Source organism: Amycolatopsis jejuensis (genome assembly GCF_000717335.1).
Lineage (GTDB): Bacteria > Actinomycetota > Actinomycetes > Mycobacteriales > Pseudonocardiaceae > Amycolatopsis > Amycolatopsis jejuensis.
This window is the reverse complement of record NZ_JNYZ01000004.1, coordinates 222,472-248,635: the sequence shown is the minus strand read 5'-3', so window position 1 is coordinate 248,635 and position 26,164 is coordinate 222,472. Positions and strand designations below refer to the sequence as shown.

Here is a 26,164-nt window from a genome sequence, read left to right as displayed (position 1 = left end):
TACTGAGCCGGATGTACATGGGGTCAACACGCCTCCAGCCGGGCGGCCGCCTCGGCGAGGTGCCGGTCCACGCCGCCGCGGGCGTCGGCGACCTCGGCCCGCGGTGCGTCGGCCCGCAGTCTGCGCTGGTAGATGGCCTCTTTGATGATCGCGGCCCGCCAGTGCTCGAACGCGAGGAACACCGGCAGGTCGTCGACGCCGCGGCCGGAGTATGCCGCATAAGCCGCGGCCAGGTGACGGCCGTCGGGCAGCCCGGCCTCCCGCGCGATGCGCTGCGCCCGGTGCGAATGGAGGTCACCGGTGCCCTCCCAGTAGGCGAGCAGGTGCGCGAGATCGGTGAGCGGATGGCCGAACGTGGCCAGTTCCCAGTCGAGCACGGCGCGCACCGGCCGCGCCGCCTCGCGGTCGACGATCACGTTCCCGATCCGGTAGTCGCCGTGCACGAAGGTGACCTCGCTACCCTCCGGCAGCCTGCGGCGGAGCTCGGCGGCGATCCGGTCGACCTCGGGCAGGACGCGGTGCGGCCGGGCGGCCCAGCGGTCGTGCCAGCGGCGGAGGTGGCGCTGGAGGACGTCGGTGCTGCGGCCCGGCTGGTAGGTGGGGAACGTCTGGAGTGGCACGGCGTGCAGTTCGGCGAGGACCCGCACGAGGTCGTCGCAGATCCGGACGCGGTCGGCGGGGGCGGTGCCGCGGAGGTCGGCCGCGGTCTGGACCACCGTGCCGGGGACGAATTCCATCGCGTAGAACGGCGCGCCGAGCAGGGATTCGTCGTCGCAATAGCCGTACACCGCCGGTACTGGAACCGGTGTGGGCGCGAGCATGTGCAGCGTCTCGTACTCGCGTCGCATGTCGTGCGCCTGCTCCGGGATGAGGCCGACCGGACGGCGGCGCAGCACGATCCGCTGCCGGGCACAGGTGGCGAGCAGGGTCAGGTTCGAGCTGCCGCCGGTGAGCAGTTCGACGCCGTCGAGCACACCGGCCTGCGGTACCACGGTGGCGAGGTGGGCCGCGAGTCCGGCGGTGTCGACGATTTCCGTGCTGGTCATGGGTTTCTCCGTTCGCTCAGAAGAGGTCGCCACCGGCGGCGCGGGCGGTGGTACCGCTGCGCTCGTACTCGGCGAGGACGCGACGGCCGGTTTTCCAGCGGTGGACCTCGTCCGGGCCGTCGATGAAATGGTGGCCGCGGGCTTCGGCGTACCAGTGCGCGAGCGGCAGGTCGAGGGAATAGCCGAGGGAGCCGTGCAATTGCAGCGCACGATCGATCACGCTGCTCAGCATGTCGGCGATGAAGACCTTGGCAATCCCGTTCTCGGCCGAGATGTCTTCGCCTGCTTCGAGTTTGTACGCGATGTGCAGTACCAGAAGTCTGGCCAGATAAAGGTCGCGCGCACAATCGGCGAGCTGCCATTGGACGCCTTGCAGATCACCCAGCCGCCGCCCGAATGCACTGCGGTCGACGCAGCGTTTGGCCGCCAGATCGAGCGCCGCTTGCGCCTTGGCGATCGACCGCATCCCGTGCCGCAACCGCCCGTAACCGAGCCGATGCTGCGCGACGACGAATCCGTCCCCGCGCGCACCGACCAGGTTTTCGGCCGGAATTTCCAGCTGTTCGATCCGGACTTCGGCATGTCCGTGCACGGTTTCGTCGCCGAACCGGCGAACCCCGATGTCGGCGAGCACCGGAATGTCGCGGATGATCCGGTACCCGGGGTTCGGCAGGTCCACCAGAAATGCCGAATATTGCCGATGCCGGGGTGCATCCGGGTCACTTTTGGCAATGATCATTGCGACGTTCGACGTAGTCGCCCCGCTGCTGAACCACTTCTCCCCGTTGAGGATCCAGGTATCGTTCTCCAGTACGGCAGTGGTCTCCATGCCGGTCGCGTTCGCCCCGGCGACGTTCTTTTCGGTCATCGAAAAACACACCCGCCGCTGCCCGTCGACCAGCGGGCGCAGGAACCGTTCGTGCTGATCCGGCGTGCCGTGTTCGAGAATGGTCAACATCGTCGCGTCGGTAGGGGACATGCAGTTCAGCGCCCATCCACCGAGGCCGGAAAACGAACGGCCGACCTCGATCTGCACGAGCGCATTGCCGAGGTGCCCCAGTCCCATTCCGCCGTGTTCTTTCGGGATGAACGGGCACCACAACCCGGCCGCGCGGGCTTTCGGCTGCAGTTCCGCGACCAGGTCCCAGTACGGCCGTTTCCCCAGTTGCTGTTCGGCGGGCAGCACGGTGCCGTCGACGAAAGCCGCGACCTGCGCGCGTAACTCCTGCAGTTCCGGGGGAAAGGAAAAGTCGATCATGGGGCCTCCGCGGTCGCTCGGTCCGGATGACAGTACAACCTACGTAGTAGTATGTCACGGTGGAGAATGCACAGTCCCCTCCGCCGGACTGGTTCGTCAAAGCATTGGCCGAGGAGCCGGAGCTGGGCACGACCACCGTCGGCGGAGTAGCGATCAATCACCGTTCCTGGGGCCCGGCCGGTGCGCCGGACGTCGTGCTGGTGCATGGCGGAGTCGCGCATGCGCAGTGGTGGGACCACGTTGCGCCACTGCTGATCGAGGGGCGGCGGCGCGTGGTAGCCCTCGATCTTTCCGGCCACGGTTCGAGTGGCCGGCGGACCGCGTACAGCATCGACCGCTGGGCGCGCGAGGTCGTCGATGTTGCCGGAGGTGGCCGTCCCGTCGTTGTCGGACACAGCATGGGCGGCCTGGTCGCACTGCGCGCCGCCCTCCACTGGGGCGACCGCCTGGCCGGAACCATTGCCATCGACTGCCGCCCGGTCGATTTCACCCCCGAGGAGGAGGCAGCGAACGCTTCACGCGCCCGCACGCCACTCCGGGTGTACCCGACGAGGGAGGCGGCGTTGGCGCGGTTCCGGCCGGTGCCGGAGCAGTGGGCGCTGCCGTACGTCCGGGACCAGGTGGCGGAAACGTCGGTCCGCCGCTGCGCCGGAGGTTGGACGTGGAAGTTCGACCCGCGCATCTTTTCCGGGCAGGACTTCGACAACACGACGTTTGCCCGGCTGTCCGGGCGGGTGCTCGTGGTGCGGGCGGAACACGGGATTTCCGCGGTGGACACCGGTTTGCCGAGCGTGGAAATCCCGGACGCGGGGCACCACGTGATGCTGGACCGGCCCCTCGCGCTGGTTTCGGTGCTGCGTACCGTGCTGGGCCTTTGGGAGCGCTGAGTCTTGGGGGGCAACCCCGTTGACCGACGGAAACCTACTGAGTAGAATGCCAACCTACTAAGTAGAATGTCCTGGAATCGGCGACGTCGCCCCCGGTACCGGCCGGATGCGGAGGTGACGCCCGCCGGTCCCGACGCGCTCCGGCCCACTCGGCCGGTACCCGGACGGGCTCAAGGGTGACCGGCCTGAAAGCCCTGTCCGCATGTCCCGTCCAGCCATGTTCCGCATGTCCCGTCCAGCCCGGTTTCGCCGGATCTGTAAGCCCAGTTCCGCCGGATCCGCCAAGCCGAGTTCCGCATGTCCCGTCAAGCCGAGTTCCGCCGGATTCACCGACCAGCCAGACCCATCCCGGCGACCCGGAGCCAACCTGGCGATCCGGTCCCAACCCGGCCACCCGGGCCCTGACCTGGCGGCCCTGACCTGGCGGCCCGGAGCCGACCCGGGGGCTCGCTACTTCTCCCGAGCCCGCGCCGATTCCGCGACCAGCCAAGCCGAGCACTGCGCCCCAGCGCGCTCTGCCCGCGCCCTGACCCCTGCAACCCGAAACGAGAAGCGATGCGCACTATGTCCAAAATCCCGCTGGCGGCGATCGTCGTCAGTGTTGTCTCTGTTCTGGTCACCGCGTGTGGTGGGGGTGCCGCGGGGAGCACCGGCAACGTCGAGCTGTCGGCTGCGCAGAAGGCCGTCGTGGCGGACGCCGAGGCGGCTTTTGCCAAGTACAGCAAAGTGCAGCCGCTCGAAACCGTCCCGTCGTTGCCGCAAGCGCCGCCGCGCGGTAAGACGATGACGCTCATCACCTGTTCCCTCCCCGTGTGTGCCACGCTCGCCGACGGCGCCGCCAGTGCCGCCCGCGCGCTCGGCTGGCAGCTCACCACCCTCAACTCCAACAGCACCCCGCAGGGCTTCCTCTCCGCGATGGACCAGGTCGCCGCCAATCCGCCGGACGCGTTCGCCTACATTTCCGCCCTTCCCGACTCCTCGATCGCCACGCAGCTGAACAAGATCGCCAAGGCGGGTACCAAAATCGTCGCCCTGTCGCCGATCGGGAACCCGCTCAAGACGCCCGGTCCGGTGCAGGCGGTCGTCGGCGGGGAGAAGGACACCGCGATGAGCGGGCGGATGATGGCGCAGTCGGTGGTCGCCGATGCGCACGGTCCGGCGAACTCGGTGTTCGTGTGGGACCCGTCGTTCGCCGGGGTCTGGGGTCCGATCAAGGATGCCTACGAAGGGGTCCTGAAGGGCGCCGGCAGTACGCCCGGCGTGCTAGAGGTGTCGAATGCCAACATCGGCAAGACGGTGCCGTCGCAGATCGTCAGCTACCTGCAGGCGAATCCGGACACGAAGTACGTCGCGCTGGCGGTCGTCGACTACAACGCCGGGCTCGACTCCGCGCTGCGTGCGGCCGGGCTGCTGAACAAGGTCAAGATCATCAGTCGCGCCGCTAACCCGGCTGCGCTCAAGGCGATCAACGACGGTACGCAGTGGGCGTCGGTGGGGCTTGAGCTGGCATCGTCCGGCTACCGCTGCCTCGACCAGCTCGCCCGGCTGATGATGGGCGTGCCGCTCGGGGACAAGGTCGACCAGGCCGGGTGGGAGCAGATCTACGTCAAGGGCAACGTGACCCAGACCAGCGCCCAGCCCGAAGCCCCGGACTACGAGCGCGTGTACCAGACCGCTTGGCACGTCGGATGACCGCGAGGACGGTGCTGCACATCGGCTCGCTCTCGAAGACGTTCCCGGCGCAGAAAGCGCTGGACGACGTCGACCTCGAGCTGCGTGCCGGTGAGGTGCACTGCCTGCTGGGCCAGAACGGGTCCGGGAAGTCGACGCTGATCAAGATCCTCGCCGGGTACCACGCACCCGACCCGGGCGCGACCGCCGAGCTGAACGGCACCCCGATCACCCTCGGCAGCGCCGAGGCTCGCGAGCACGGCGTCGCGTTCATCCACCAGGACCTGGGTCTGGTAACGGAACTCGACGCCGTCGACAACCTCGCGCTCGGCCATCGGTACGCCGACCGCTGGTGGCTTTCCGGCCGCCGCGAGCGTCGTGCGGCACGGAAGCTCCTGGCGGAATTCGACCTGGACCTCGACCCGGCGCTGCCCGTTTCCGCCGCGACGCCGGGCGAGCAGACGATGCTGGCCATCGTCCGCGCGGTCGCGGCGACCGACGGCGCCCCGGCGCTGCTGGTGCTCGACGAGCCGACCGCCGCACTGCCGCAGCACCAGGTCGAGCAGTTGTTCGGCCTGCTGCGGCGGCTGTGCGAACGCGGGGCGGCAATCCTGTACGTCACGCATCGGCTCCCCGAGGTCTTCCGGATCGGGGACCAGGTCACCGTGCTGCGGGACGGACGGCGCGTCACCACCCGCGCGGCTGGCAGCGTCGATGCCGACGAGCTGGTCGAGCTGATCATCGGACGCGCGCCGACGGAGTTCGCACCGGTCCTCCCGGCGGCGGGGACGGAGGTGCTGCTGAGCGCGTCCGGGCTGTCCGGCGGGCAGGTGCGCGACTTCTCGCTGGACGTCTGTGCCGGGGAGATCGTCGGCGTCAGCGGGCTGATCGGGTCTGGCTACGACCAGGCGCTCGGGCTCGCGTTCGGCGCGCGGCCGCGGGAATCCGGCGAGGTACGGCTCGGCGGGCAGGAGGTTCCGGCGGACCGGCCGGACCTCGCGATTGCCGCCGGAATCGCGTACGCCCCGGCTGACCGCAAGCGGCTGTCGACGATCCAGCAGTGGACCTGCGGCGAGAACGTCACCCTCCCGCGGCTGCCCTCTCGCGGTAAAGCGCGATGGCTCGGACCACGGCTCGAACGACGCGAGGTCCACCCGTGGCTGGACCGCCTCGGTGTCGTCCCGCACGATCCGGGACGGCAGTTGTCGCTGCTCAGCGGTGGTAACCAGCAGAAGCTCGTGCTGGCCAGGTGGCTGCGCATGGACGCGCAGGTGCTGCTGCTCGACGAGCCGACCAGTGGCGTCGACGCGGGGGCGAAGGCGTCGATTTACGAAGCGCTGGCCGGAATCGCCGCCGAGGGACGGGCAGTGGTGCTGTCGTCGTCGGACGCCGAGGAGCTGTGCGCCGTCTGCGACCGCGTCGCGATTCTGCGCGACGGCACGATCCGCAGCGTGCTGGCGAAGGGCGAGCTTTCGGTCGCCCGGATCGTCAGCGAAACCATCCGTGACTCCGACGACCCCGGAAGGGGTGAATGCGCGTGACCGCCGAAACCCAGACCCTCGCCACCGGCACCAGGCGAGGCGGCAGCCGGATCCGGCTCGCCCCGTACAGCGGCGTGCTGTTCCTGCTCCTGTTCATCGTCTTCTTCTCGCTCCGGCTGCCGCGGACGTTCCCCACCACCGCGACGGTCACCAGCATCGTCGGCGACCAGTCGATCACCCTGATCCTCGCGCTGGGCCTGCTGATCACCCTCGCCGCCGGGCAGTTCGACCTGTCCGCGGCGCAGAACCTCGGCATGAGCGCGGTGGTCTGCAGTGTGCTGATGGCCAACCAGCAGATGAACCCGCTGCTCGCGGTGCTGATCACGCTGCTGCTCGGCGTGCTGATCGGGGTGGTGAACGCGGTACTGGTGGTGGTGATCGGGATCGACAGTCTCATTGCGACCCTCGGGATGAGCTCGGTCCTGCTCGCGCTCACCGGGCTGTTCTCGAACTACCAGTTCGTCGGCCCGGTACCGGCGGGGTTCCAGGAGGTCGCGAACCACGAGGTACTCGGGTTCCCGATTGTCGCCGGGTACGCGGTGGTGCTGAGCGTGCTGGTCTGGTACGTCCTGGAACACACCCCAGCCGGTCGCCGCACGTTCGCGGTGGGGGCGAACCTGGACGCGTCGCGGCTGGCGGGCGTCCGGACCGGCCGGTACGTGGCGGGGTCCCTCATCGCGACGGGCTTGCTGGCGTCGATCGCGGGGGTGCTCGTGACGGCGAAGACGGGCAGCGTCGCGCCGACCCTCGGCCCGGCTTACCTGCTGCCGAGCTTCGCGGCGTGCTTCCTCGCGACGACGCAGATCAAACCGGGCCGGTTCAACGTGTGGGGCACGGTGGTGGCGCTGGTCCTCCTGGCGACGGGGGTGAAGGGGCTGCAGTTGATGGGGACGAACCTGTGGGTGACGGACCTGTTCAACGGGCTGGCCTTGCTGGTGGCAGTGAGTGCGGCGGTGCTGAGCTCGCGACGGAGGCGGAAGGCCAAGGGCTGACGCGCGCTGGGGCGCCTTCCACGGTGGAGGGCGCCCCAGGTTACGCGGTAGTCGGCTGTGGAGCGCGGCTCCCCGCGAAAGCGCGCCCCGGCTATGCGCGAGTCCAGCATGGGGCACGCTTCTCCGCGAAAGTCCCGATTATGCGCCACTCCACTGTGGAGCCCGCTTCTCCGCAAACGCGCGCGCACCTTCCAAAGCGTCGGCAGAAGACAGCACCGGCCCCACCACTTCCTCCTGTGCCGCAAACGCTTCCGCGCTCGTGTACCCCACGGACATCCCCACCAGCCGCTTGCTGGCCACCACCGCGAGCGGGCCGTTGGCAGCCACCCGCGCCGCCAACGTGCGGGCTCCGGCCAGTGCCTCGCCCGGTTCGGTCAGGGCGTTCACCACCCCATGGCGGTGTGCGGTTTCGGCCGGGAGCGGGTCGCCGGTCAGGGCGAGTTCCATGGCCAGCTGGTACGGCAGCACCTTCGGCAGCCGCAGCAAACCACCCGCGCCCGCGACCAGGCCGCGTTTCACCTCCGGCAGGCCGAACTTCGCGTCGCGCGCGGCGACGATCAGGTCGGCCGACAGCGCGAGTTCGAACCCGCCCGCGACTGCCCAGCCTTCTACCGCGGCGATCAGCGGTTTCCGCGGCGGACGTTCGGTCAAACCGCCGAAACCGCGGTCCGGCAGGACCGGGATTTCGCCGCGGGTGAAGGCTTTCAGGTCCAGTCCGGCGCAGAACGTACCGCCCGCGCCGGTCAGGATTGCGACGGTGAGGTCAGCTCGCGCGTCGAATTCGTCAACCGCAGCAGCGATCCCTGACGCCACCTCGAGGTCGACGGCGTTGCGCTGCGACGGCCGGTTGATGGTGATCACCGCGACGCCGTCGCTGCTTTCGAACAGTACCTTCATCACGCCCCTCCTCCGGTGAGCAGCGGCCACAGCGCACCGCCCTGCACGTGTTCGTCCATCACCGAAGACCAGGCCGCCTCGTTTCCGGCCTCGTCCCGCCACGCCCACAGCCGCGTGGTGCTGTGCCGCAACCGGTGTTCCTCCGTATAGCCAAGAGCCCCGTGGATCTGGTGCGCCAGCGACGCGACGACCCCGGCCGCCTGGCTCGCGACAGTCTTGGCCGCCGCAACCGCGACCTCGTCCAGGGTACGCGCCGCAGCCTCCACCGCGACCTTGGTCAGCAGCACCTCACCGGCCATCGCGGCCAGATGATGTTGTACCGCCTGGAATTTCCCGATCGGACGGCCGAACTGTTCCCGCTCACCGGCGTACGCAATGGACAGCTCCAACGCTTCCCGCGCGGCACCGGCGATCAACGCGGCCCGGCCCAGCGCGGCCCGGGTACGGAATTCCCGCTCGGCATCGAACGGCAACCGGTGGACTTCCCCGGCCGTGCACGTCACGTCATCCCGCGGTTCCCCGGCAAGATTCACCCGTTCCTGCACCGAGAATTCTCCCGGACGCAGCACCCGGACCTCATTTCCGCGCAGCAGCACGAGATGTTCCACACTGCGCGCCCACGGCACCCGGCGGACGACACCCGGCTCGCCAATCGCAGCCGTCATCGGCCCGCGCGGGACATCGAGCCCAACCGACGCCAGCAACCACCCGGCGAGCAAGGCCGTTTCGGCAAGCGGCACCGGCGCCGACCCGAGTACTTCCAGAACCGCAACCGCCGTAGCAACATCACCGCCGCTCCCGCCATACTCCTCCGGCACCGACAAGGTGGTCACGCCGATGCCCTCCAGTTCTGTCCACAGTGGACCCGAACCGTGCCGCGCACACACCGCCCGCACAGATTCCTGCAGATCCCGGATGACGTCGTTCATCGCACCCCCAACTCCTTCGCGACCACCCCGCGCAAGATCTCGTTAGTCCCGCCTCGCAAGGTGAATCCGGGACTGTGCAACACAGCTTCGGCCAGCATTCGCGGCAACGGATCGTCCGAACCCGGGTCGGGTTCCACCACTTGCCGCACCGCGTCCAGCACCGCGCCTTCGAAACGGGTACCCAAATCCTTCACCGCCGCAGCTTCCACCGCCGGTGCCGCGCCCGCTTCGAGCCGTCCCGCCACCGCGAGTGACATCTGCCGCAACGCCCACATCCGAGCGACGACCGCGCCGAACCCCGTATACCGCGCAGCAGCCTCGGCGAGCACCGGGAACGTGGAGAGGATCCGCTCCGGACCACTGCGTTCCATCGCCAGTTCACTGGTTACCTGATGCCACCCCGAACCAGGCTCGCCGAGGACCCGCGCGTCCGGCACGAAAGCGTCGTCCAGCACGACCTCGTTGAAATGATGTTCCCCGGTCAGCAGCCGGATCGGGCGGATTGTCACCCCGGCACAAGGCAGATCGACCAGGAACTGCCCCAGCCCGGCATGCCGTGCGTCAGTCCGCGGCGCCGTACGAGCCAGCACGACCAGCGTGTGCGCGAGGTGCGCCCCGCTCGTCCACACCTTGGTCCCGCTGATCCGCCAGCCGCCGTCCACCCGGGTGGCGCGGGTGCGCACCGAGGCGAGATCGGACCCGGTGTCCGGTTCGGACAGTCCCACCGCGAAGAAATGCTCACCACGGGCGATCCCCGGCAGATAGGCGTTTTTCTGTTCCTCGGTCCCGAATCTGAGCAGCCCCGGCCCGGACTGCCGGTCGGCAATCCAATGCGCGGCGACCGGCGCCCCGGCGGCGAGCAATTCCTCCGTGACAACGAATCGCGCGAGCGCCCCGGCCGCGGAGCCGCCGTACTGCGCCGGAAACGCCATCCCGATCCAGCCGCGCTTGCCCAGCCGCCGGCTGAACGACGCGTCCCAGCCGCCGATCCACTGGTCACACCGCGGTTCCCACCGCCCGTTTTCCGAAGCCAGAAATGCCCGTACCGCACCCCGAAGCGTTTCCAGCTCCGGGGCAAGCGTGACCGGTTCCAGGTTCCACAAGTCCATCAGGAAGGTCCGTCCTCGTCGGTCAGCGCACGGCCCAGCGGCCCGTGTACTGCGGTTCCGCCACTTTGTCCAGAAATGCGCGATACGCGATCGGAGCGTCCTCAGTAGCCAGATTGACCGCCTGCGCACGGGTTTCGTTGTCCAGCGCGTCCCGCAACGACTGCGTGACACCACGGTTCAGCAACGCTTTCGACTGCGCCAACGCAACCGGCGGCAACGCGGCCAACCGCCGAGCCAGCGACGCGGTGAACGTGGCCGCATCCTCCTCGACCCACGTGACCAGCCCCAGGTCGCGCGCCTCGTCGGCACCGATCAGGTCGGCGAGCAACACCAGCCGTTTCGCCTGCTGCAGTCCGACCAGCCGCGGAAGCAGCCACGACCCCCCGAAATCGATCGACAACCCACGCCGGGCGAAGATCTGCCCGAACCGCGCCGCCGGGGTCGCGACGACGAAATCACACGCCAGCGCAAGGTTCGCGCCCGCCCCGACGGCAGCACCGTCCACCAGCGCAATGAGCGGCTTCGGGAACTCGTGCACCGTGATCGCGACCCGGCCGAGCCGCCCCATTTTCGTGAGCGGATGCTCCTCGGCAGAACTACCGGCGAGATCGGACCCGGCACAGAACGTTCCCCCGGCACCAGTGAGGACGACGACCCGGGCGGCGTCGTCCACGGCGAGTGCTTCGAGCTTTTCCCGCAGCAATGCCCAGCTTTCCGGGTCGAGTGCGTTCTTGCGGGCCGGGCGGTTCAAGGTGAGCGTGACCACGGCGTCGTCGCGGGTTTCCAGAATCATGTCAACGTCCTTCGAAGACGGGCGTCCGGTGTTCCCGGAATGCGGCCATCGCCTCGGCCGCGTCCTGCGTGCTGTGCACGACGGCCATGTGCGACGAGATCAGGTCCAGCGCCGTGTGCACATCGGTGCGCGCAGATTGGTAAGCCGCGCGTTTGATCATCCGCAGGGCAAGCGGCGGCTGACCGGCCAGCCGCTCCGCGAATTTCCGCCAAGCTGCGGGGAAATCCGCGGAAGCGTACACGTGATTCGCCAGACCGAGCCGCAAAGCCTCGGCAGCATCGACGAATTCACCCGTCCACATCAGCTCCAAGGCCTTGCCCATCCCGACAATCCGCGGCAGGTAATAACATCCGCCGTCACCGGGGACCAGGCCGATCCGGATGTACCCCTCCGACATCCGGGCCGATTCGGACAGCAGCCGCACGTCGCACATCAGCGCCATGTCCATCCCGGCGCCGACGGCAATCCCGTTCACCGCCGCGATCAACGGCTTGTCCAGATCCTCGACCGCGTGTGCCACCCGATGGATCCGGTCCGCCAGAAGGGATTTCACCGCCAGCGGACCGGTTGCTTCCGCCGCGAAGTCGTCGAGGTCGATACCGGAGCAGAACGCGTCCCCGGCGCCCGTGACGACGACGGCCCGCACCGCATCGTCGGTGCGAGCCGACTGCAGTGCCTCCGCCCAAAGCTCGATCATCTCGAAGGTGAACGCGTTCTTGCGATGCGGGCGGTTCAGCAGGATCGTCCCGATCCCGCCGTCCACTGTGTACTCGAGGGCTGCCATCAAGGATTCCTCACGGAAGGAGTTGCCGTTGCGCCGGGCGTGCCGGGAATGACATACTACCACGTAGGTTTTTTTCGCAGGCACCGAACCGGAGGACCCCATGGACTACTCGCGCCTGGCTCCCAGCCTGCTGGTGGAGGAGGACGGGCCGCTGCGCATCGTCACCCTGAACCGGCCGGACGAGCTCAACTCGGTCGACGACCATCTGCACGAAAGCCTTCGCCGCGTCTGGGATCTGCTTGCCGACGACACCGAGGCCCGCGCGGTCGTGCTCACCGGCGCCGGGCGCACCTTCAGCGCCGGGGGCTACCTGCCCAACTTCATCCGCAACCACCACGATCCGGTCGCCCGGCGCCGCGACATCCGCGAGGGGGAACGGCTGGCCCGCGCGATGATGTCGTGCGAGCTGCCGGTGGTCACGGCGGTCAACGGCCCGGCGGTGGGCCTCGGCTGCAGCCTCGCGTCGATGTCCGATTTCGTGGTGATGGCCGAGGACGCGTTCCTCAGCGACCCGCACGTCAAGGTCGGGCTTGCGGCAGGCGACGGCGGTGCGGTTTCCTGGCCGTGGCTCACGAGCCTGCTGGTGGCCAAGGAGTTCATCCTCCTGGGCGACCGGGTGCCGGCCGCCGACGCACTCCGGATGGGCCTGTGCAACCGGGTCGTGCCCACCGCGGACGTGCTGTCGGTCGCGAAGCAGTTCGCGCAGAGGTTCGCCGATCTACCCGCGCAGGCCGCGCGCGACACCAAGCGCGCGCTCAACATGCACCTGCTCGATTCCGCGAACACCGTGCTCAACTTCGCGCTCGCCGCGGAGTACGAATCGTTCGGCACCGAGGACGTCAAAATCCAGGTCGACCGGTTCCTCGCGAAGGCCGACAACGCATGAGCAGGCTGAACGTCGAGGCAACCGACTACGTGCTGGCCACCACCCGGTCGGTACGCCGCCGTCTCGACCTCGAGCGCCCGGTGGAACGCGAGGTGATCCTCGACTGTCTCCGCCTTGCCGTGCAGGCGCCGACCGCCAGCAACCGGCAGATGTGGCGCTGGCTGGTGGTGGACGATCCCGAGGTCCGGAAAGGCGTCGCCGAACTGTACGCGCGGGACACCGTGCCACGGATCGAACGCCGCCGGGAACGGGTGGACGACGCGCAGACTCAGCGGGTATTCGACAGCGCGTTGCGGCTGACGGAAATCCTCGCGCGGGTGCCGGTCCTGATCGTGCCGTGGGTGGAGGAACTCCCGGACGGGCCGCGGTCGACACCGCCGGCCGCGTTCTACGGGTCGATCTTCCCGGCGATCTGGAGCCTGCAGCTCGCGCTCCGCGCCCGTGCGATGGGCTCCACGCTCACCACGCCGTTCGGCGGCAAGCGCGAGCCGCAGTACCGCGCCCTGCTCGGCCTGCCGGACAACGGCACCCCGATCGCCCTGCTACCCGTCGCGTACACGCTCGGCGAGGACTTCAAACCGGCCCGCCGCCCGCCGATCGAAGACATCACGCGGTGGAACCGCTGGACCGACTGAAAGGCAAGTCATGCGAGAAGTCGTCATCGTCGACGCGGTCCGGTCCCCGATCGGCAAACGCAACGGCGGGCTGGCGCACGTGCACGCCAACGAACTGCTCGGCGACGTGCTGCGCGGGCTCCTGCAGCGCAACGGGCTCACCGGCAGCGAGGTCGACCACGTCGTCGGCGGCTGTGTCAGCCAGCTCGGAATGCAGGCCGCGAACGTCACCCGCAACGCGTGGCTCACCGCGGGTCTCCCGCTGGAGGTGCCCGCGGCCACGGTCAACGCCCAGTGCGGGTCGTCGCAGGAAGCGCATCTGATGGCCCACGCCCAAATCGCCGGTGGCCTGGCCGACGTTGTCATCGCGTGCGGCGTCGAGGTGATGAGCCAGGTCCCGCTCGGCAGCACCACGCCGCCGGACGGGGTACACGGCCTTCCGCGCGGCGGCCGGTACGCCGAGGTGTACGAGCCGACGATCCAGTTCGAAGGCGCCGACCGGATTGCCGAACGCTGGGGTCTGAGCCGCGTGGAGCTGGACGCCTTCGCGAAACGTTCGCAGGACCGGGCGGCGCAAGCCTGGGCGGAGGACCGCTTCGCGAGCCAGCTCGTCCCGATGCCGATCACCCGCGACGAGGGGCTGCGAGCGACCACAATGGACGGTCTCGCCGGGTTGAAACTCAACCAGCCGGACCGGGTCCCGGCGAGCTTTCACACCGCCGGGAACTCGTCGCAGATCTCCGACGGGGCCAGCGCGGTGTTGCTGATGAGCCGCGAGCGGGCCGACCAGCTGGGGTTGCGGCCGCGAGCGCGGGTCGTCGATTCCGTGCTGGTCGGGTCCGATCCGGTGCTGATGCTCACCGGCCCGATCCCGGCGACCGCGAAAACCCTGGCTCGCACCGGGCTTTCGCTGGCCGACATCGATGTCGTCGAGATCAACGAGGCCTTCGCGTCCGTGGTGCTCGCCTGGGTCAAGGAACACGGCGCGGACCTGGACCGGGTGAACGTCAACGGCGGCGCGATCGCTCTCGGGCATCCGCTCGGGGCGACCGGAACGGTCCTGATCACCAAGGCGGTCCACGAACTCGAACGATCCGGCGGCCGGTACGGGCTGGTCACCATGTGCTGCGGCGGCGGCCTCGGTACCGCGACCGTGCTGGAACGCTGCGCAACGGGGGACCGATGATCGACGCGACCCCACGGCCGTGGATGACCGGCGACGCGGCCGACCTGTTCGCCATGGCGACGTCGTTCTTCGACCGTGAAGTCCCGGCGAACCGGGAGAAATGGGAAACGCAACGCGGAGTCGACCGGGAATTCTGGCTCCGGTGCGGGGAGCTCGGCCTGCTGTGCACGGCAATCCCCGAGGAATACGGCGGCGGTGGCGGCAGTTTCCTGCACCAGGCGACCATTCAGGAAGCCTATGCGCGACACGGCGACCGGTCGTGGGGAAACGCAATGCACAGCGGGGTCGTCGCGGATTACCTCTACCACTACGGAACGGAAGAACAACGCCGTCGCTGGCTGCCGAAAATGGCCACCGGAGAACTGCTCGGCGCCTTGGCGATGACCGAACCGTCGGCGGGCTCGGACCTCAAGGCAATCCGTACCCGCGCGGTTCGCACCGACGAGGGCTGGCTGCTCAACGGGGCCAAGATCTTCATCACCAACGGTGGCAGTGCCGACCTGGTCGTGGTGGCGTGTTCGACGGACCCGGCCAAGGGTGCCAAGGGAATCTCGCTGCTGGTGGTCGAAACCGCGTCCGCGAAGGGGTTCAGCCGGGGCCGCCCGCTGGCGAAAATCGGCCAGCACGGCGCGGACACCACGGAACTGTTCTTCGACGACGTCCTCGTCCCGGCGGAAAACCTCCTCGGCGAGCCCGGCGCGGGTTTCGCGATGATGATGGGAAAGCTCCCGCAGGAACGCTTGATCATCGGAATCACCGCGGTAACCGCAATGGAACTGGCAGTAGCCGTGACGACGGATCACGTCAAGCAACGGCACGCGTTCGGGGCGCCCTTGCTCGATATGCAGCACGTCCGGTTCGAACTCGCGGAATGTGCCACGCTGGCCAAAGTCGCCCGGACGTTCCTCAACGAATGCATGACGACCCATCTCTCGACCGGCCTTGACCTGCCGACGTCGAGCATGTGCAAATGGTGGCTCACCGACGTGCAATGCCGCGTGATCGACAAATGCCTGCAACTGTTCGGTGGCTACGGGTACATGACCGAATACCCGATCGCGCGGCTGTACGCCGACGCCCGTGCGCAGACGATCTACGGTGGTACCAACGAGATCCAGAAGGAACTGATCGCGCGCAGCCTGTGACCGCGGCCATTGACCTTCGACCTACGGAGTAGTATGTTTTTCGGACACCCGCCGGGACGGCAGTGGCGCTGTCCGCTCCGGACCGGAAGTTCCTCTTGTGCGGGAAAGGTTTTCCCTTGACGACCACGCGCGCGCTGGACGGCATTCTCGTCCTCGACCTCAGCCAGGTCTACAACGGCCCGTACTGCACCACGCTGCTCGCGCAGCTCGGCGCGGAGATCATCAAGATCGAGCCGTTCGGCGGCGAGCCAGTGCGCTGGCGGGTCCTCGGCGAGAAGCAGACCGCGGCCTTCGACCTGCTCAACGGCGGCAAGAAGAGCCTGCGGCTGGACCTCAAGCAGCCCCGCGGCAAGGAGCTGTTCCTGAAGCTCGCCGCGCGCGCCGACGTCGTCGTCGAGAACTTCAGCCCCGGCGCGCTGGACCGGCTCGGGCTCTCGTACCCGGTACTCGCCGAGGCGAACGAGCGGATCATCCTGGCCTCCGGCCGCGGGTACGGCCCCTCCTCGCCGCACGCGCAGGCGCGGGCCATGGACCTCACGATCCAGGCCGTCACCGGGGTCATGGCCACCACCGGCAGCCCCGACCAGCCACCCACGAAGGCCGGTCCCGCGGTCGCCGACTTCTTCGGCGGCACCCACCTGATGGGGGCCATTACCGCCGCGCTCTACCAGCGCACGCGCACCGGCCGCGGCCAGCACGTCGAGGTCGCGATGCAGGACGCCGTCCTCCCGTCGCTCACGTCGAGCATCGCCGGGCACCTCGACAGCGGCGGCACGCTGCCCGAGCGCACTGGCAACCGGCACGGCGGCCTCGCAGTCTGCCCGTACAACGTGTACCCGGCGGCCGACGGCTGGGTCGCCATCCTGTGCATGGCCGACAAGCAGTGGCGGTCGCTGTGCCTGCTGATGGACCGGCCGGACCTGGCCGAGGACCCGGACCTCGCCACGCCGCCCGCACGGGTCGCGCAGATGGACCACATCGACGACGTGGTCGGCAAGTGGGCGTCCGGGCTCGGCCGCGACGAGCTGGTCACCCGGCTGCAGGCGGCGGAGGTGCCGTGCGCGCCGGTGCTCAGCCTGTCCGACGTGCTGGCCGGGCCGCTGGTCGGGGCCGACGGGATGCTCCGGCCGGTCACCGACGCGTCCGGCACGCCGTCGTACGTGCTCGGCAGCCCGCTGCGGCTCGCCGACTCCGCGCCCGTTGCGCCCGAGCCGTCCCACGCCCTCGGGGCCGACGCCGAGGACGTGCTCGCGCAGCAGCTCGGGCTGAGCGGTGCGGACGTCCGAAAACTGCGCGAAGACAAGGTCGTCTAGGAGAACCATGACTGTTGACGAAGCCCTGCTGGGCTCGATCCGCACCCAAGCCGGCGTCGCGGTCACGCGGAGTCTCGGCACGGTCACTGCCGTGCTGATCCGCCGTTACGCCCGCGCGATCGGCGAGTCGGACCCGCTGTACTACGACTCCGAGTACGCCCGCAGCCGCGGGTACGCCGACGTCGTCGCGCCGCCGAACCTGGTCACCGCGGTTTCGGTGTGGGACGAGGGCGACGCCACCGACGACCTGCGCGCCGACGGCACCCCCGCCGAAATCCACCTGCACGGGCTGCCTACCAGCGGTGTCCGCGTGATGGGCGGCGGCGAGGACATGGAATTCCATGCGCCGGTCACGGCCGGGACCACGCTGCAGGAGCGTTCGACGCTCGTCGACGCCGAGTTGCGCGAAGGCCGCAGCGGCCCCCTCATTGTGGTCCGCTATCGCGACGACTACCTCGACGATGACGGCCGCGTGTACGTGACCACGACCAGGAAGGTGCTCGTCCGGTGACCACTGTCCACTCGGTCCACTCGGTACAGGTAGGCGACCAGCTGCCCGAACTCCGGCGCACGCCGTCGCGGCTGCAGTTGTTCCGGTACAGCGCGGTCACCTGGAATACCCACCGCATCCATTTCGACCCGGATTACGCCGAAGCGGAGGGATATCCGGACGTGCTCGTCCAGTCCCATTTGCACGGCGCTTTCCTGGTGTCGTTGTGCACCGGCTGGATGGGGGAAGCCGGACGGCTCACGCGACTCGAAGTGTCCGTGCGCCGGTATGCGGTGCCTGGTGACGAACTCGTGTGCCGCGGTGAGGTGACCGGTATTGAACCGGACGGCCTCGTGCACGTCCGGTTGACCGAAACCCGCGAATCCGACGGCGCCGTGTGTGCCGAGGGTTCGGCGACGATTGCGATTGCCCGATGACCCCGGGAGTGCTTCGCGTCGGGAACTGCTCGGGATTCTTCGGCGACCGGTTTTCGGCGGCCCGGGAAATGGTCGAGGGCGGCGATCTCGACGTCCTCACCGGCGATTACCTCGCCGAACTCACCATGCTCATTCTCTGGAAACTGCGCCAGCGCAATCCGGAACGTGGCTACGCGTCGACGTTCCTGGCGCAGATGGAGGAAATCCTCGGCACCTGTCTCGACCGCGGGATCAAGGTCGTCACCAACGCCGGTGGCCTCAACCCCGGCGGGCTCGCGGCCGACCTCGGCAGGCTGGCCGAGCGGCTCGGGCTCGCGCCGCGGATCGCGCACGTCGAGGGCGACGATCTTCTCGACCGGCTCCCCGAACTGCAGGACGAGCTGGCCCACCTCGGCACCGGCAAGCCGCTCGCCGGGATCGAGCCGGTCACCGCGAACGCGTACCTCGGCGGCTGGGGGATCACCGAGGCGCTGCGCGGTGGCGCGGACCTCGTGGTGTGCCCGCGGGTCACCGACGCGTCGCTGGTCACCGGGCCTGCCGCGTGGGCGTTCGGCTGGCAGCCCGACGACTGGGACGCGCTGGCCGGTGCCGTGGTCGCCGGACATCTCCTCGAATGCGGCGCGCAGGTCACCGGCGGCAATTTCGCGTTCTTCGGCGAAATCCCGTACCGCGGCCGTCCGGGATTCCCGCTCGCGGAGATTTATCCGGACGGGTCGAGTGTGATTACGAAACACGCCGGTACCGGGGGTGCGGTGACCGTGGAAACCGTGACCGCGCAAACGCTGTACGAGACCACCACGCCGGAATACCTCAACCCTGATGTGATTGCCCGGTTTGACACCATCGAACTGTCTTCCGATGGTGTCGACCGAGTACGGGTCAGTGGCGTAAAGGGTTATCCCGCGCCGGAAACCGTCAAGGTGTGCATCAATTACCAAGGTGGGTATCGCAACAGTGCCACGCTGATGATTGCCGGGCTCGACGTCGAACTGAAGGCCGATTACGCAATGCGGCTGCTGTTCGACGCGCTCGGCGGCGAGGACACCTGCGACGAGACGGATGTCCGCCTGATCCGCACCGATCATGCGGACGCTCCCGGCAACCCCGAGGCGGAAGCCCGGCTGCGCATCACGGTGAAGGATCCGGACGAACGCAAGGTCGGCCGCCGGTTCTTCGATGCAGTAGCGGAAATCGGCCTCTCCGGGTACCCCGGGTTGTACGTCGAGCAGGCCGGTCGCGCGGGCAGTGCGTTCGGGATCTACTGGCCCGCGCTCGTACCCGCGGAGGTGCTGCACCCGGAGGTGGTGTTTGCCGACGGACCGCGGCTGCCGGTGCCAGAGCCGCCGCGGCAGAAGTTCGAACCTCCGGCGCCACACCGGCAAACCGTTGCCGGACTCGACGAAGATACCGTCCGCGCACCACTGGGTCGGCTGATCGGCGCCCGCTCCGGAGACAAGGGCGGCGACGCCAACATCGGCCTCTGGGCACGCACGGACGAGGCGTACGAATGGCTGGTCGCGTATCTCGACGAGGCCCGCCTGCGCGCGCTGCTCACCGAAGCCGCCGATCTTCCCGTCGAGAGGTACGAACTGCCGAACCTGCGGGCGGTCAACTTCGTGGTGCGCGGCCTGCTCGGCGACGGCGTCGCGGCCACCACCCGGCCGGACCCGCAGGCGAAAGGACTGGGTGAGTACGTGCGTTCCCGACATGTCGACATTCCGCGGAGGCTGCTCGCCGGGACGGAGGGCTCGTGATGAAGGACTGGATTCCGCTCACCGCGGAGAACGTGGCCGCGCTGCCCGGATGCGTCGGGGTGTTCGAGGTGGCCGACGAAAACGGCGTGACGATCATCGATTACGCAGGCGGGCGCACGTCGTTCGGCCTGCGTGGCGCGCTCGAAGAATGCCTCGGCCAGGGCCTGCAGTTCCGGTACGAGCGGACGAACGCGTATCTGTCGCGGTATCGCGAGCTGGCGCAGGTCTTCCGGAACGAGACCGGCCGGTCGCCGCGGAACCTGCGGGGCGCGGAAGCACCGGCCGGGCACGTCCGGGCGAACTAGAACGGGAGAGAACGACCATGGGTTTTGCCATCGACGACGTGCAGCGCACGCTGATCGAGAACGTCCGGCACTTCGTGCGCACCGAGATCGTCCCGCTGGAGCACGACCTCGACCCGGACGAGAGCGAGGTCAGCGCGGACGTGCTGGCGCGGCTCACCGCCAAGACGAAGCAGATGGGCCTGTACAACCTCGACGTGCCGGAGGAATACGGCGGCGCCGGCGTCGACCTGGTGACGCGCACCCTGCTGGCGATGGAGATGTCGCAGCATCGGGCCGGGCTGTACGCGCCGTGTTACGCGGCGTTCGGGCAGCCGGACATGGGCCAGCTCTACGAGGGCACCGAGGAACAGAAGGAGCGGTACCTGCATCCGGTGCTGCGCGCGGAAAAGCGGTCGTTCTTCGCGCTCACCGAGCCATCCGGCGGCAGTGATCCGGCTCGCGCGATCCAGACCCGTGCCAAGCGGGACGGGAAAGACTGGATCCTGAACGGCAGCAAGACGTTCATCAGCGGCGCCGACCAGGCCGACTTCGGGCTGGTGTTCGCGCGGACCGGCGACCAGGAGTCCGGCCGCGACGGGATCACCTGCTTTATCGTGGACGCCGGCACGCCGGGCTTCACCGTGCGCCGCGTGATCCACACGCTGCGGTCCGGCCATTACCCCACCGAGCTGTCGTTCGAGGACGTCCGGCTGCCCGCCGGCGCGGTGCTCGGCGAGGTCGGCAAGGGGTTTTCGCTGGCGAGCGAGCGGCTTACGAAGAACCGGATCCCGTACTCGGCGGGTTGCCTCGGCGTGGCGATGCTGGCGCACCGGATGGCCGTCGAGTACGCCCCGACGCGGTCCGTGTTCGGCGCTGCCCTCGCCGACCACCAGGGGATTCAATGGATGCTGGTGGACAACGAGATCGACCTGCGCACTGCTGCGTGCGTCACGCTGGACGCGGCCGAGCGTGCCGACAGCGGCGAGCCGTTCCGCACCGAGGCGGCGATCGCGAAGATCGTCGCGACGGAGGCGGCGGCGCGGGTGGTCGACCGGGCGATCCAGATCCACGGCGCGTACGGCGTCGCGAAGGATCTGCCGCTCGAACGGTGGTACCGCGAGCTGCGGATCCGGCGGATCGGGGAGGGTTCGACCGAGACCCAGCGGATGATCATCAGCCGCGACCTGCTGCGGGGCCGCTACAAGAGCCTGCTCGACCGATGACTCCCGACGAGCAGCGTGTCCGGGCGATGCTGGCGGCGGCCGGTCTGAGGGTGCCTGGCGACGAGCTGGCGTCGCTGGCCGGTGATTACGCGACGCTGCGGTACCAGGCCGACGAGGTGCACCACACCGCGCAGGACGGTGTCGCTCGGGATATGTCGTCGCCGAAGACGTTTGCCACGGCTGCTTCTTTCACGCCTCCCTCGGTTGCGGCCGAGACGATCCGGTCGGCCGGGGAGAAGCTGCGGGACGGGTCGGTTACCGCTCGGGACTTGACCGGTGAGGTCTTCGCGCGGATCGATCGGCTCGACGATCGGCTGGGGGCGTACGTCAGCACGTTTCGGTCGTCGGCATTGGCGGCGGCCGAACTGGCCGACCGCGAGCTGGCCGCCGGGCAAGATCGTGGTCCACTGCACGGGATTCCCTTGGCCATCAAGGACGTCATCGCGACCGCCGAAGGGCCGACGCTCGCGAACAGCCGGGTGGTACCTGCGCAGTTTGCCGGTGATGCGCCCGCGGTCGCCCGGTTGCGCTCGTCCGGCGCGATTGTCGTGGGCAAGGCGACGACCAGTGAGTATGCGTTGGGGTTGAACGATCCGGAGAAAGGATTTCCGGCTCCCCGCAACGCTTGGGCCGCCGATCGGTTCGCCGGTGGGTCCAGTTCCGGTACGGCAATTGCGGTGGCGGCGGGGCTGGCGCTCGGCGGACTGGGTACCGACACCTCGGGGTCGATCCGGCATCCGGCCGCGCTCAACGGGGTCACCGGGCTGAAGGTGACTCACGGGTGCGTTCCGCTCGACGGGGTGGTGCCGTTGGCGCCGAGCCTCGACACGGTGGGTCCGATCGCGCGTTCCGCCTGGGATTGTGCGGCGCTGCTGGAGGTGCTGGCCGATTCGTCCTATGTGGATGCGTTGGACGGTTCCGTGCGCGGAGTGCGGATCGGCGTGCCGAAGGGGTACTTCTTCGACCCGGGGAATGTTGCGGAACCGGTCGCGGATGCGGTGCTGGCCGCTCTGTCCGTGCTGCGGGAAGCGGGTGCTTCGGTGTCGGAGGTGAGCCTGCCGAATGCCGACGTCGCCCGGTTTGCGAACAACATTGTGTTGCTGTGCGAGGGATTCGCGTCCCATCGAGACGATTTGTCCGTGCGGTGGTCCGATTACGGTCGTTACGTCCGTGGGTTGCTCGCCCGCGGCGCGTTGTTCACCGGTGCCGACTATGTACAGGCCAAGAAAATCGCCGCCGCATTTCGTGGGGAAGCCGCCGACGCGTTGCGCGACTGCGACGTGCTCGCGATGCCGACCATGCCCACCGGTGCCCGGCTGCTCGACGAGACCGATCCCACGATGATGGACCGTTGGTCGAGCGCGTCCTTCACTCCACAATGGAATCTCACCGGGTTCCCCGCGTGTGCGCTGCCGGTCGGCTACGACGGCGCGGGAATGCCGGTATCCCTTCAGCTGACGGGAAAACCGTTCGACGAAGCCGCAGTGCTGCGGGTCGCCGATGCCTACCAGCGGCGCACCGAATTCCACCTGGCCGCCCCGGATCTCTAGGAGACAATGATGTCTGACAACCCAGCTTCTGGCGCCAACCGTGCGGTGGCCACGAGCCCGTACGGGCCGGACGACCAGATCGGGCGACTCAACCTGATGACCGCGGAATCACGCGCCGCGGTGCTGAGCCGGATCGATCCCACCCAGATGTTCGACCTGTCGGTGGACTATTTCATCGGTATGCCGTCGTGGCAGATGATCGGCGACCCGGCGTACCAGATCTGGATGACGCACACCCCGCACGGCACGGTGAACGAGGGCCTGCCGGGTATTTCGAAGGACATGACCGAGTACGTCAGCTATTCCGGCGATTCGATCCTGATGTACACCCACACCGGCACGCATATCGACACGCTCAACCACTACGGCTACCACGGCAAGATCTACAACAATTTCACCGAACGCGAGCACCTCGGGTCGCGGCACTGGCAGGTGTCCGGCGCGGACAAGATGCCGCCCATCGTCGCCCGCGGGGTACTGCTCGATTTCGCCGCGCTGCGCGGGGTCGACATGCTCCCGGACCGCTACGGCATCACGCCCGACGATATCGACGAATGCCTTGCCGCGCAGGGGATCGACCTGCAGGTGGGCGACGTCGTGCTCGTACGGACCGGTCGGATGCGCGAGTGGCCGGACCACGTGGCGTGGGGCGAAAACCCGCCCGGGCTCACCCGAGCCGCCGCGGTGCATCTGGTGGAGCGAGGTGCCATGATCGTCGGCTCGGACACCATTTGTGTCGAGCAGGGTCCGGCCACCGATGACGACAACTACACGCCGGTACACACCTATTTGCTCGCGGAGGCGGGCGCGCCGCTGATCGAAGCCCTCGATCTGGAGGAAGTTGCCGCGGCGCGGGTGTATGAATTCGGGTTCTTCGCCGCGTGCCTGCGGTTGCGTGGCGCGACCGGGTCGCCGCTGCGCCCGTGGGTGTTCCCGTTGCGCAAGAACTGACCAGAGGAGAACGAAGTGCGAGACGCAGTAATCGTCCAGGCAGTGCGATCCCCGCTCGGCAAACGGGCGGGCGCGTTGTCCGGCGTCCATCCGGCGGACCTGTCCGCGCAGGTGCTCCAGGCCCTCGCCGCTCGGTCCGAAGTGGACCCGGCCGCAGTGGACGACGTGGTGTGGGGCTGTGTCGGCCAGGTCGGCGAACAGACTTTCGACATTGCCCGCACGGCGGTGCTGTCGGCGGGGTGGCCGGAATCAGTTCCGGGTACCACGGTTGATCGTCAGTGCGGTTCTTCCCAGCAGGCGATTTCATTTGCGGCCGCCGGGGTGATCGCGGGGCATTACGACGTCGTCGTTGCCGGTGGCGTCGAATCGATGTCGCGCGTGCCGATGGGGAGTTCTTACGGGGAACAGACGCCGATCGGTGAGTTGTACGCGAAGCGGTACGGGCCGGGAATGCCGAATCAGGGCCTTGGTGCGGAACAGATCGCCCGCGAATGGTCGTTCTCCCGCCGCGACCTTGACGAGTATGCGGTCCGTTCGCATCAGCGTGCCGCGGTGGCCGCTTTCGACGCGGAGATCGTCGGAATCGAGACGCCGGACGGAAGGGTGACCACGGACGAGGGAATCCGGCCGGACAGCACCGTCGAGACCCTGGCCGGCCTGCGGACTCCGTTCCTGGAAGGCGGGGTCGTCAGTGCCGGTAACGCGTCGCAGATCAGCGACGGTTCGGCCGCGCTGCTGATCACGACGTCGGAAATCGCCGCGAGCCACGGCTGGCAGCCGCTCGTCCGCGTGCACACGGCGGTGGTCGCGGGCAGCGACCCGAACATCATGCTCACCGGCCCGATCCCGGCGACTGCCAAGGCGCTCGCGAAGTCCGGGCTGAACATCGGCGACATCGGCGCCTTCGAGGTGAACGAGGCGTTCGCGTCGGTGCCGCTCGCGTGGCAGGCCGAGTTCCACGCGCCGGAGGAAGCGCTGAACCCGCTCGGCGGCGCGATCGCGCTCGGGCATCCGCTCGGCGGGTCCGGCGCGCGGATCGCGACCACGCTGGTCCACCACATGGTCGACCGCGGCATCCGGTACGGCCTCCAGACGATGTGCGAGGGCGGTGGCCAGGCCAACGCCACCATTTTCGAGCTGGTGGCATGACGCGGCATTTTGCCGACATCGCCGAGTTCTGTGCTTCGGTGGGAGAAGATCTCGGTACCGGCGATTGGTTCGAAATCACGCAGGACCGGATCGATGCCTTCGCCGAGACCACCGAGGACCGGCAGTGGATTCACGTCGATCGGGAACGGGCCGAGGCGGGTCCGTACGGGACGCCGATTGCGCACGGATATCTCACGCTTTCCCTGCTGCCGATGCTCGGCCGGGGAATCTTCACCGTCGGCGGCGTTCGGATGTCGGTCAATTACGGGCTGAATCGGGTGCGATTCCCGCAAGCGGTCGCCGTCGGGTCCAGGATTCGTGCGCACGCCAAGCTGATCAGTGTCGCTCCGGGAACGCAGGCGGTGATCGGGTACACGGTCGAAATCGCCGGGCAGAAGAAACCTGCCTGCGTCGCCGAAAGCGTGCGGTTGCTGGTGCCGAATCGAGAACAGGAGTTGTCTTGATGGGTCGTTATGACGGACGGGTCGCGGTGATCACCGGCGGCGCCCGCGGAATCGGGGTCGGTATTGCCACCCGGCTGGCGGTGGAGGGCGCGTCGATTGCGCTCGTCGACCTCGACGAGGCTGCAGCACAGGAGGCCGCCGCGGAGCTGCCGTTGTCGGGATCGGCGAAAGCGGTGGCGATCGGTGCCGACATCAGCGACGCCGCCGCGGTCGAGCACGCAGTGGACCGCGTGGTCACCGAGCTGGACGGCGTGCACGTGCTGGTGAACAACGCCGGGATCACGCGGGACAATCTGCTGGGCAAGATGTCCGATGAGGACTGGGACCGGGTGCTGGGCGTGCATTTGCGCGGCGCGTTCCTGATGAGCCGGGCCGTGCAGAAATACTTCATCGAGCAGCGGTACGGCAAGATCCTCAATCTCTCCAGCACTTCCGCGCTCGGCAAACGCGGGCAGGTGAACTACGCGACCGCGAAAATGGGTCTGCAGGGCTTCACCCGTTCCCTCGGGATCGAGCTGGGCCCGCACGGCATCACGGTGAACGCCATTGCACCCGGGTTCATCGTGAGCGAGATGACGGATGCGACGGCGGTACGGCTGAAAATGAGCGTCGACGAGTTCCGCAGGCTGGGTGCGGAAAAGAACCCGGTGAAGCGCGTCGGGCAGCCGGAAGACGTCGCGGCGGCGGCCGCATTCCTGTGCAGTGACGAAGCTTCCTACATCACCGGGCAGACGTTGTACGTCGACGGCGGCGCCAAGTTGTAAAAGAATCTCGAAACGGCCGGCGGCGTAAATCGGCCCATCCGCAGCGG

General features: G+C 68.4%; 26 protein-coding genes. 19 read left to right on the top strand and 7 right to left on the bottom strand.

Features of this window, described 5'->3' with window-relative positions; all coding sequences use genetic code 11:
* Positions 1–23: 23 nt before the first annotated feature.
* Both OO71_RS46170 and OO71_RS05910 read right to left on the bottom strand, forming a co-directional pair.
* Complete coding sequence (locus OO71_RS46170; protein WP_051791055.1) at positions 24–1,046, bottom strand: phosphotransferase family protein; 1,023 nt, start codon at positions 1,044–1,046, stop codon at positions 24–26.
* Between the two features lie 16 nt (positions 1,047–1,062).
* Positions 1,063–2,304 carry an acyl-CoA dehydrogenase family protein gene (locus OO71_RS05910; protein WP_033288581.1) on the bottom strand — a complete coding sequence of 414 codons (1,242 nt, stop codon included), beginning with the start codon at positions 2,302–2,304 and terminating at the stop codon, positions 1,063–1,065.
* Positions 2,305–2,363: 59 nt separating this feature from the next.
* On the opposite strand from OO71_RS05910, the gene OO71_RS05905 reads away from it, so the two are divergent.
* The 4 genes from OO71_RS05905 (at position 2,364) to OO71_RS05890 (ending at position 7,395) form a co-directional block, all read left to right on the top strand.
* Positions 2,364–3,191 (top strand): alpha/beta fold hydrolase, encoded by an 828-nt coding sequence (locus OO71_RS05905; protein WP_033288580.1) that lies wholly within the window; start codon positions 2,364–2,366, stop codon positions 3,189–3,191.
* Positions 3,192–3,746: 555 nt separating this feature from the next.
* Positions 3,747–4,883 (top strand): sugar ABC transporter substrate-binding protein, encoded by a 1,137-nt coding sequence (locus OO71_RS05900; RefSeq protein WP_084144730.1) that lies wholly within the window; start codon positions 3,747–3,749, stop codon positions 4,881–4,883.
* Positions 4,880–6,403, top strand: a complete 1,524-nt coding sequence (locus tag OO71_RS05895; protein ID WP_063740007.1) for a sugar ABC transporter ATP-binding protein — start codon at positions 4,880–4,882, stop codon at positions 6,401–6,403. The genes OO71_RS05900 and OO71_RS05895 overlap by 4 nt, the downstream gene beginning before the upstream one ends.
* The gene (locus tag OO71_RS05890; RefSeq protein ID WP_162186035.1) at positions 6,400–7,395 is read left to right on the top strand and encodes an ABC transporter permease; all 996 of its coding nucleotides are present in this window, start codon (positions 6,400–6,402) and stop codon (positions 7,393–7,395) included. Before OO71_RS05895 ends, OO71_RS05890 begins: the two co-directional genes overlap by 4 nt.
* A 138-nt stretch (positions 7,396–7,533) precedes the next feature.
* On the opposite strand, the gene OO71_RS05885 is transcribed toward OO71_RS05890, so the two are convergent.
* Genes OO71_RS05885 through OO71_RS05865 form a run of 5 tightly spaced genes read right to left on the bottom strand, consistent with a single transcriptional unit; the run spans position 7,534 to position 11,907 of the window.
* Positions 7,534–8,292 carry a crotonase/enoyl-CoA hydratase family protein gene (locus OO71_RS05885; protein WP_033288578.1) on the bottom strand — a complete coding sequence of 253 codons (759 nt, stop codon included), beginning with the start codon at positions 8,290–8,292 and terminating at the stop codon, positions 7,534–7,536.
* Entirely contained in the window at positions 8,292–9,221 is a 930-nt protein-coding gene (locus OO71_RS05880; protein ID WP_033288577.1) for an acyl-CoA dehydrogenase family protein, read from the bottom strand. Before OO71_RS05880 ends, OO71_RS05885 begins: the two co-directional genes overlap by 1 nt.
* Complete coding sequence (locus tag OO71_RS05875) at positions 9,218–10,330, bottom strand: acyl-CoA dehydrogenase family protein (protein WP_033288576.1); 1,113 nt, start codon at positions 10,328–10,330, stop codon at positions 9,218–9,220. Before OO71_RS05875 ends, OO71_RS05880 begins: the two co-directional genes overlap by 4 nt.
* Positions 10,331–10,352: 22 nt before the next feature.
* Positions 10,353–11,123, bottom strand: a complete 771-nt coding sequence (locus OO71_RS05870) for an enoyl-CoA hydratase/isomerase family protein (RefSeq protein WP_033288575.1) — start codon at positions 11,121–11,123, stop codon at positions 10,353–10,355.
* Position 11,124: 1 nt separating this feature from the next.
* Entirely contained in the window at positions 11,125–11,907 is a 783-nt protein-coding gene (locus tag OO71_RS05865) for an enoyl-CoA hydratase/isomerase family protein (RefSeq protein ID WP_033288574.1), read from the bottom strand.
* A 100-nt stretch (positions 11,908–12,007) separates the two neighbouring features.
* Here OO71_RS05865 and OO71_RS05860 point away from each other — a divergent pair, with 100 nt between their 5' ends.
* The 15 genes from OO71_RS05860 (at position 12,008) to OO71_RS05790 (ending at position 26,117) form a co-directional block, all read left to right on the top strand.
* The gene (locus OO71_RS05860; RefSeq protein ID WP_033288573.1) at positions 12,008–12,793 is read left to right on the top strand and encodes an enoyl-CoA hydratase/isomerase family protein; all 786 of its coding nucleotides are present in this window, start codon (positions 12,008–12,010) and stop codon (positions 12,791–12,793) included.
* Positions 12,790–13,428, top strand: a complete 639-nt coding sequence (locus tag OO71_RS05855; RefSeq protein WP_084144729.1) for a nitroreductase family protein — start codon at positions 12,790–12,792, stop codon at positions 13,426–13,428. The genes OO71_RS05860 and OO71_RS05855 overlap by 4 nt, the downstream gene beginning before the upstream one ends.
* Positions 13,429–13,438: 10 nt before the next feature.
* Positions 13,439–14,593 (top strand): acetyl-CoA C-acyltransferase, encoded by a 1,155-nt coding sequence (locus tag OO71_RS05850; RefSeq protein WP_033288572.1) that lies wholly within the window; start codon positions 13,439–13,441, stop codon positions 14,591–14,593.
* Positions 14,590–15,738, top strand: coding sequence for an acyl-CoA dehydrogenase family protein (locus OO71_RS05845; protein ID WP_051791133.1), 1,149 nt, complete (start codon positions 14,590–14,592; stop codon positions 15,736–15,738). Before OO71_RS05850 ends, OO71_RS05845 begins: the two co-directional genes overlap by 4 nt.
* Before the next feature lie 116 nt (positions 15,739–15,854).
* On the top strand, positions 15,855–17,051 hold the full coding sequence (locus tag OO71_RS05840; RefSeq protein WP_033288736.1) for a CaiB/BaiF CoA transferase family protein: 1,197 nt from the start codon (positions 15,855–15,857) through the stop codon (positions 17,049–17,051).
* Between the two features lie 7 nt (positions 17,052–17,058).
* Positions 17,059–17,562: an FAS1-like dehydratase domain-containing protein gene (locus tag OO71_RS05835; protein WP_033288571.1), complete on the top strand. Its 504-nt coding sequence runs from the start codon at positions 17,059–17,061 to the stop codon at positions 17,560–17,562.
* Positions 17,559–17,978: a MaoC/PaaZ C-terminal domain-containing protein gene (locus OO71_RS05830; protein WP_033288570.1), complete on the top strand. Its 420-nt coding sequence runs from the start codon at positions 17,559–17,561 to the stop codon at positions 17,976–17,978. The genes OO71_RS05835 and OO71_RS05830 overlap by 4 nt, the downstream gene beginning before the upstream one ends.
* Positions 17,975–19,732 (top strand): acyclic terpene utilization AtuA family protein, encoded by a 1,758-nt coding sequence (locus OO71_RS05825; protein WP_033288569.1) that lies wholly within the window; start codon positions 17,975–17,977, stop codon positions 19,730–19,732. The genes OO71_RS05830 and OO71_RS05825 overlap by 4 nt, the downstream gene beginning before the upstream one ends.
* On the top strand, positions 19,732–20,037 hold the full coding sequence (locus OO71_RS05820) for a DUF7508 domain-containing protein (RefSeq protein WP_033288568.1): 306 nt from the start codon (positions 19,732–19,734) through the stop codon (positions 20,035–20,037). Before OO71_RS05825 ends, OO71_RS05820 begins: the two co-directional genes overlap by 1 nt.
* A 17-nt stretch (positions 20,038–20,054) precedes the next feature.
* Complete coding sequence (locus OO71_RS05815) at positions 20,055–21,239, top strand: acyl-CoA dehydrogenase family protein (protein WP_033288567.1); 1,185 nt, start codon at positions 20,055–20,057, stop codon at positions 21,237–21,239.
* Positions 21,236–22,789 carry an amidase gene (locus tag OO71_RS05810; RefSeq protein ID WP_211260442.1) on the top strand — a complete coding sequence of 518 codons (1,554 nt, stop codon included), beginning with the start codon at positions 21,236–21,238 and terminating at the stop codon, positions 22,787–22,789. Before OO71_RS05815 ends, OO71_RS05810 begins: the two co-directional genes overlap by 4 nt.
* Before the next feature lie 9 nt (positions 22,790–22,798).
* On the top strand, positions 22,799–23,740 hold the full coding sequence (locus tag OO71_RS05805) for a cyclase family protein (protein WP_033288734.1): 942 nt from the start codon (positions 22,799–22,801) through the stop codon (positions 23,738–23,740).
* Positions 23,741–23,755: 15 nt separating this feature from the next.
* Positions 23,756–24,889 (top strand): thiolase family protein, encoded by a 1,134-nt coding sequence (locus tag OO71_RS05800; protein WP_033288566.1) that lies wholly within the window; start codon positions 23,756–23,758, stop codon positions 24,887–24,889.
* Positions 24,886–25,353, top strand: coding sequence for a MaoC family dehydratase (locus OO71_RS05795; protein WP_033288565.1), 468 nt, complete (start codon positions 24,886–24,888; stop codon positions 25,351–25,353). Before OO71_RS05800 ends, OO71_RS05795 begins: the two co-directional genes overlap by 4 nt.
* Complete coding sequence (locus tag OO71_RS05790) at positions 25,353–26,117, top strand: SDR family NAD(P)-dependent oxidoreductase (RefSeq protein WP_033288564.1); 765 nt, start codon at positions 25,353–25,355, stop codon at positions 26,115–26,117. The genes OO71_RS05795 and OO71_RS05790 overlap by 1 nt, the downstream gene beginning before the upstream one ends.
* The last annotated feature ends 47 nt before the right edge of the window (positions 26,118–26,164 follow it).

Coding starts and splice junctions, on each gene's coding strand:
- OO71_RS46170 (WP_051791055.1), bottom strand. CDS start 1,046: ATGACCAGCACGGAAATCGTCGACACCGCCGGACTCGCGGCCCACCTC.
- OO71_RS05910 (WP_033288581.1), bottom strand. CDS start 2,304: ATGATCGACTTTTCCTTTCCCCCGGAACTGCAGGAGTTACGCGCGCAG.
- OO71_RS05900 (WP_084144730.1), top strand. CDS start 3,747: ATGCGCACTATGTCCAAAATCCCGCTGGCGGCGATCGTCGTCAGTGTT.
- OO71_RS05895 (WP_063740007.1), top strand. CDS start 4,880: ATGACCGCGAGGACGGTGCTGCACATCGGCTCGCTCTCGAAGACGTTC.
- OO71_RS05885 (WP_033288578.1), bottom strand. CDS start 8,292: ATGAAGGTACTGTTCGAAAGCAGCGACGGCGTCGCGGTGATCACCATC.
- OO71_RS05880 (WP_033288577.1), bottom strand. CDS start 9,221: ATGAACGACGTCATCCGGGATCTGCAGGAATCTGTGCGGGCGGTGTGT.
- OO71_RS05875 (WP_033288576.1), bottom strand. CDS start 10,330: ATGGACTTGTGGAACCTGGAACCGGTCACGCTTGCCCCGGAGCTGGAA.
- OO71_RS05870 (WP_033288575.1), bottom strand. CDS start 11,123: ATGATTCTGGAAACCCGCGACGACGCCGTGGTCACGCTCACCTTGAAC.
- OO71_RS05865 (WP_033288574.1), bottom strand. CDS start 11,907: ATGGCAGCCCTCGAGTACACAGTGGACGGCGGGATCGGGACGATCCTG.
- OO71_RS05860 (WP_033288573.1), top strand. CDS start 12,008: ATGGACTACTCGCGCCTGGCTCCCAGCCTGCTGGTGGAGGAGGACGGG.
- OO71_RS05855 (WP_084144729.1), top strand. CDS start 12,790: ATGAGCAGGCTGAACGTCGAGGCAACCGACTACGTGCTGGCCACCACC.
- OO71_RS05850 (WP_033288572.1), top strand. CDS start 13,439: ATGCGAGAAGTCGTCATCGTCGACGCGGTCCGGTCCCCGATCGGCAAA.
- OO71_RS05845 (WP_051791133.1), top strand. CDS start 14,590: ATGATCGACGCGACCCCACGGCCGTGGATGACCGGCGACGCGGCCGAC.
- OO71_RS05835 (WP_033288571.1), top strand. CDS start 17,059: ATGACTGTTGACGAAGCCCTGCTGGGCTCGATCCGCACCCAAGCCGGC.
- OO71_RS05825 (WP_033288569.1), top strand. CDS start 17,975: ATGACCCCGGGAGTGCTTCGCGTCGGGAACTGCTCGGGATTCTTCGGC.
- OO71_RS05820 (WP_033288568.1), top strand. CDS start 19,732: ATGAAGGACTGGATTCCGCTCACCGCGGAGAACGTGGCCGCGCTGCCC.
- OO71_RS05815 (WP_033288567.1), top strand. CDS start 20,055: ATGGGTTTTGCCATCGACGACGTGCAGCGCACGCTGATCGAGAACGTC.
- OO71_RS05810 (WP_211260442.1), top strand. CDS start 21,236: ATGACTCCCGACGAGCAGCGTGTCCGGGCGATGCTGGCGGCGGCCGGT.
- OO71_RS05805 (WP_033288734.1), top strand. CDS start 22,799: ATGTCTGACAACCCAGCTTCTGGCGCCAACCGTGCGGTGGCCACGAGC.
- OO71_RS05795 (WP_033288565.1), top strand. CDS start 24,886: ATGACGCGGCATTTTGCCGACATCGCCGAGTTCTGTGCTTCGGTGGGA.
- OO71_RS05790 (WP_033288564.1), top strand. CDS start 25,353: ATGGGTCGTTATGACGGACGGGTCGCGGTGATCACCGGCGGCGCCCGC.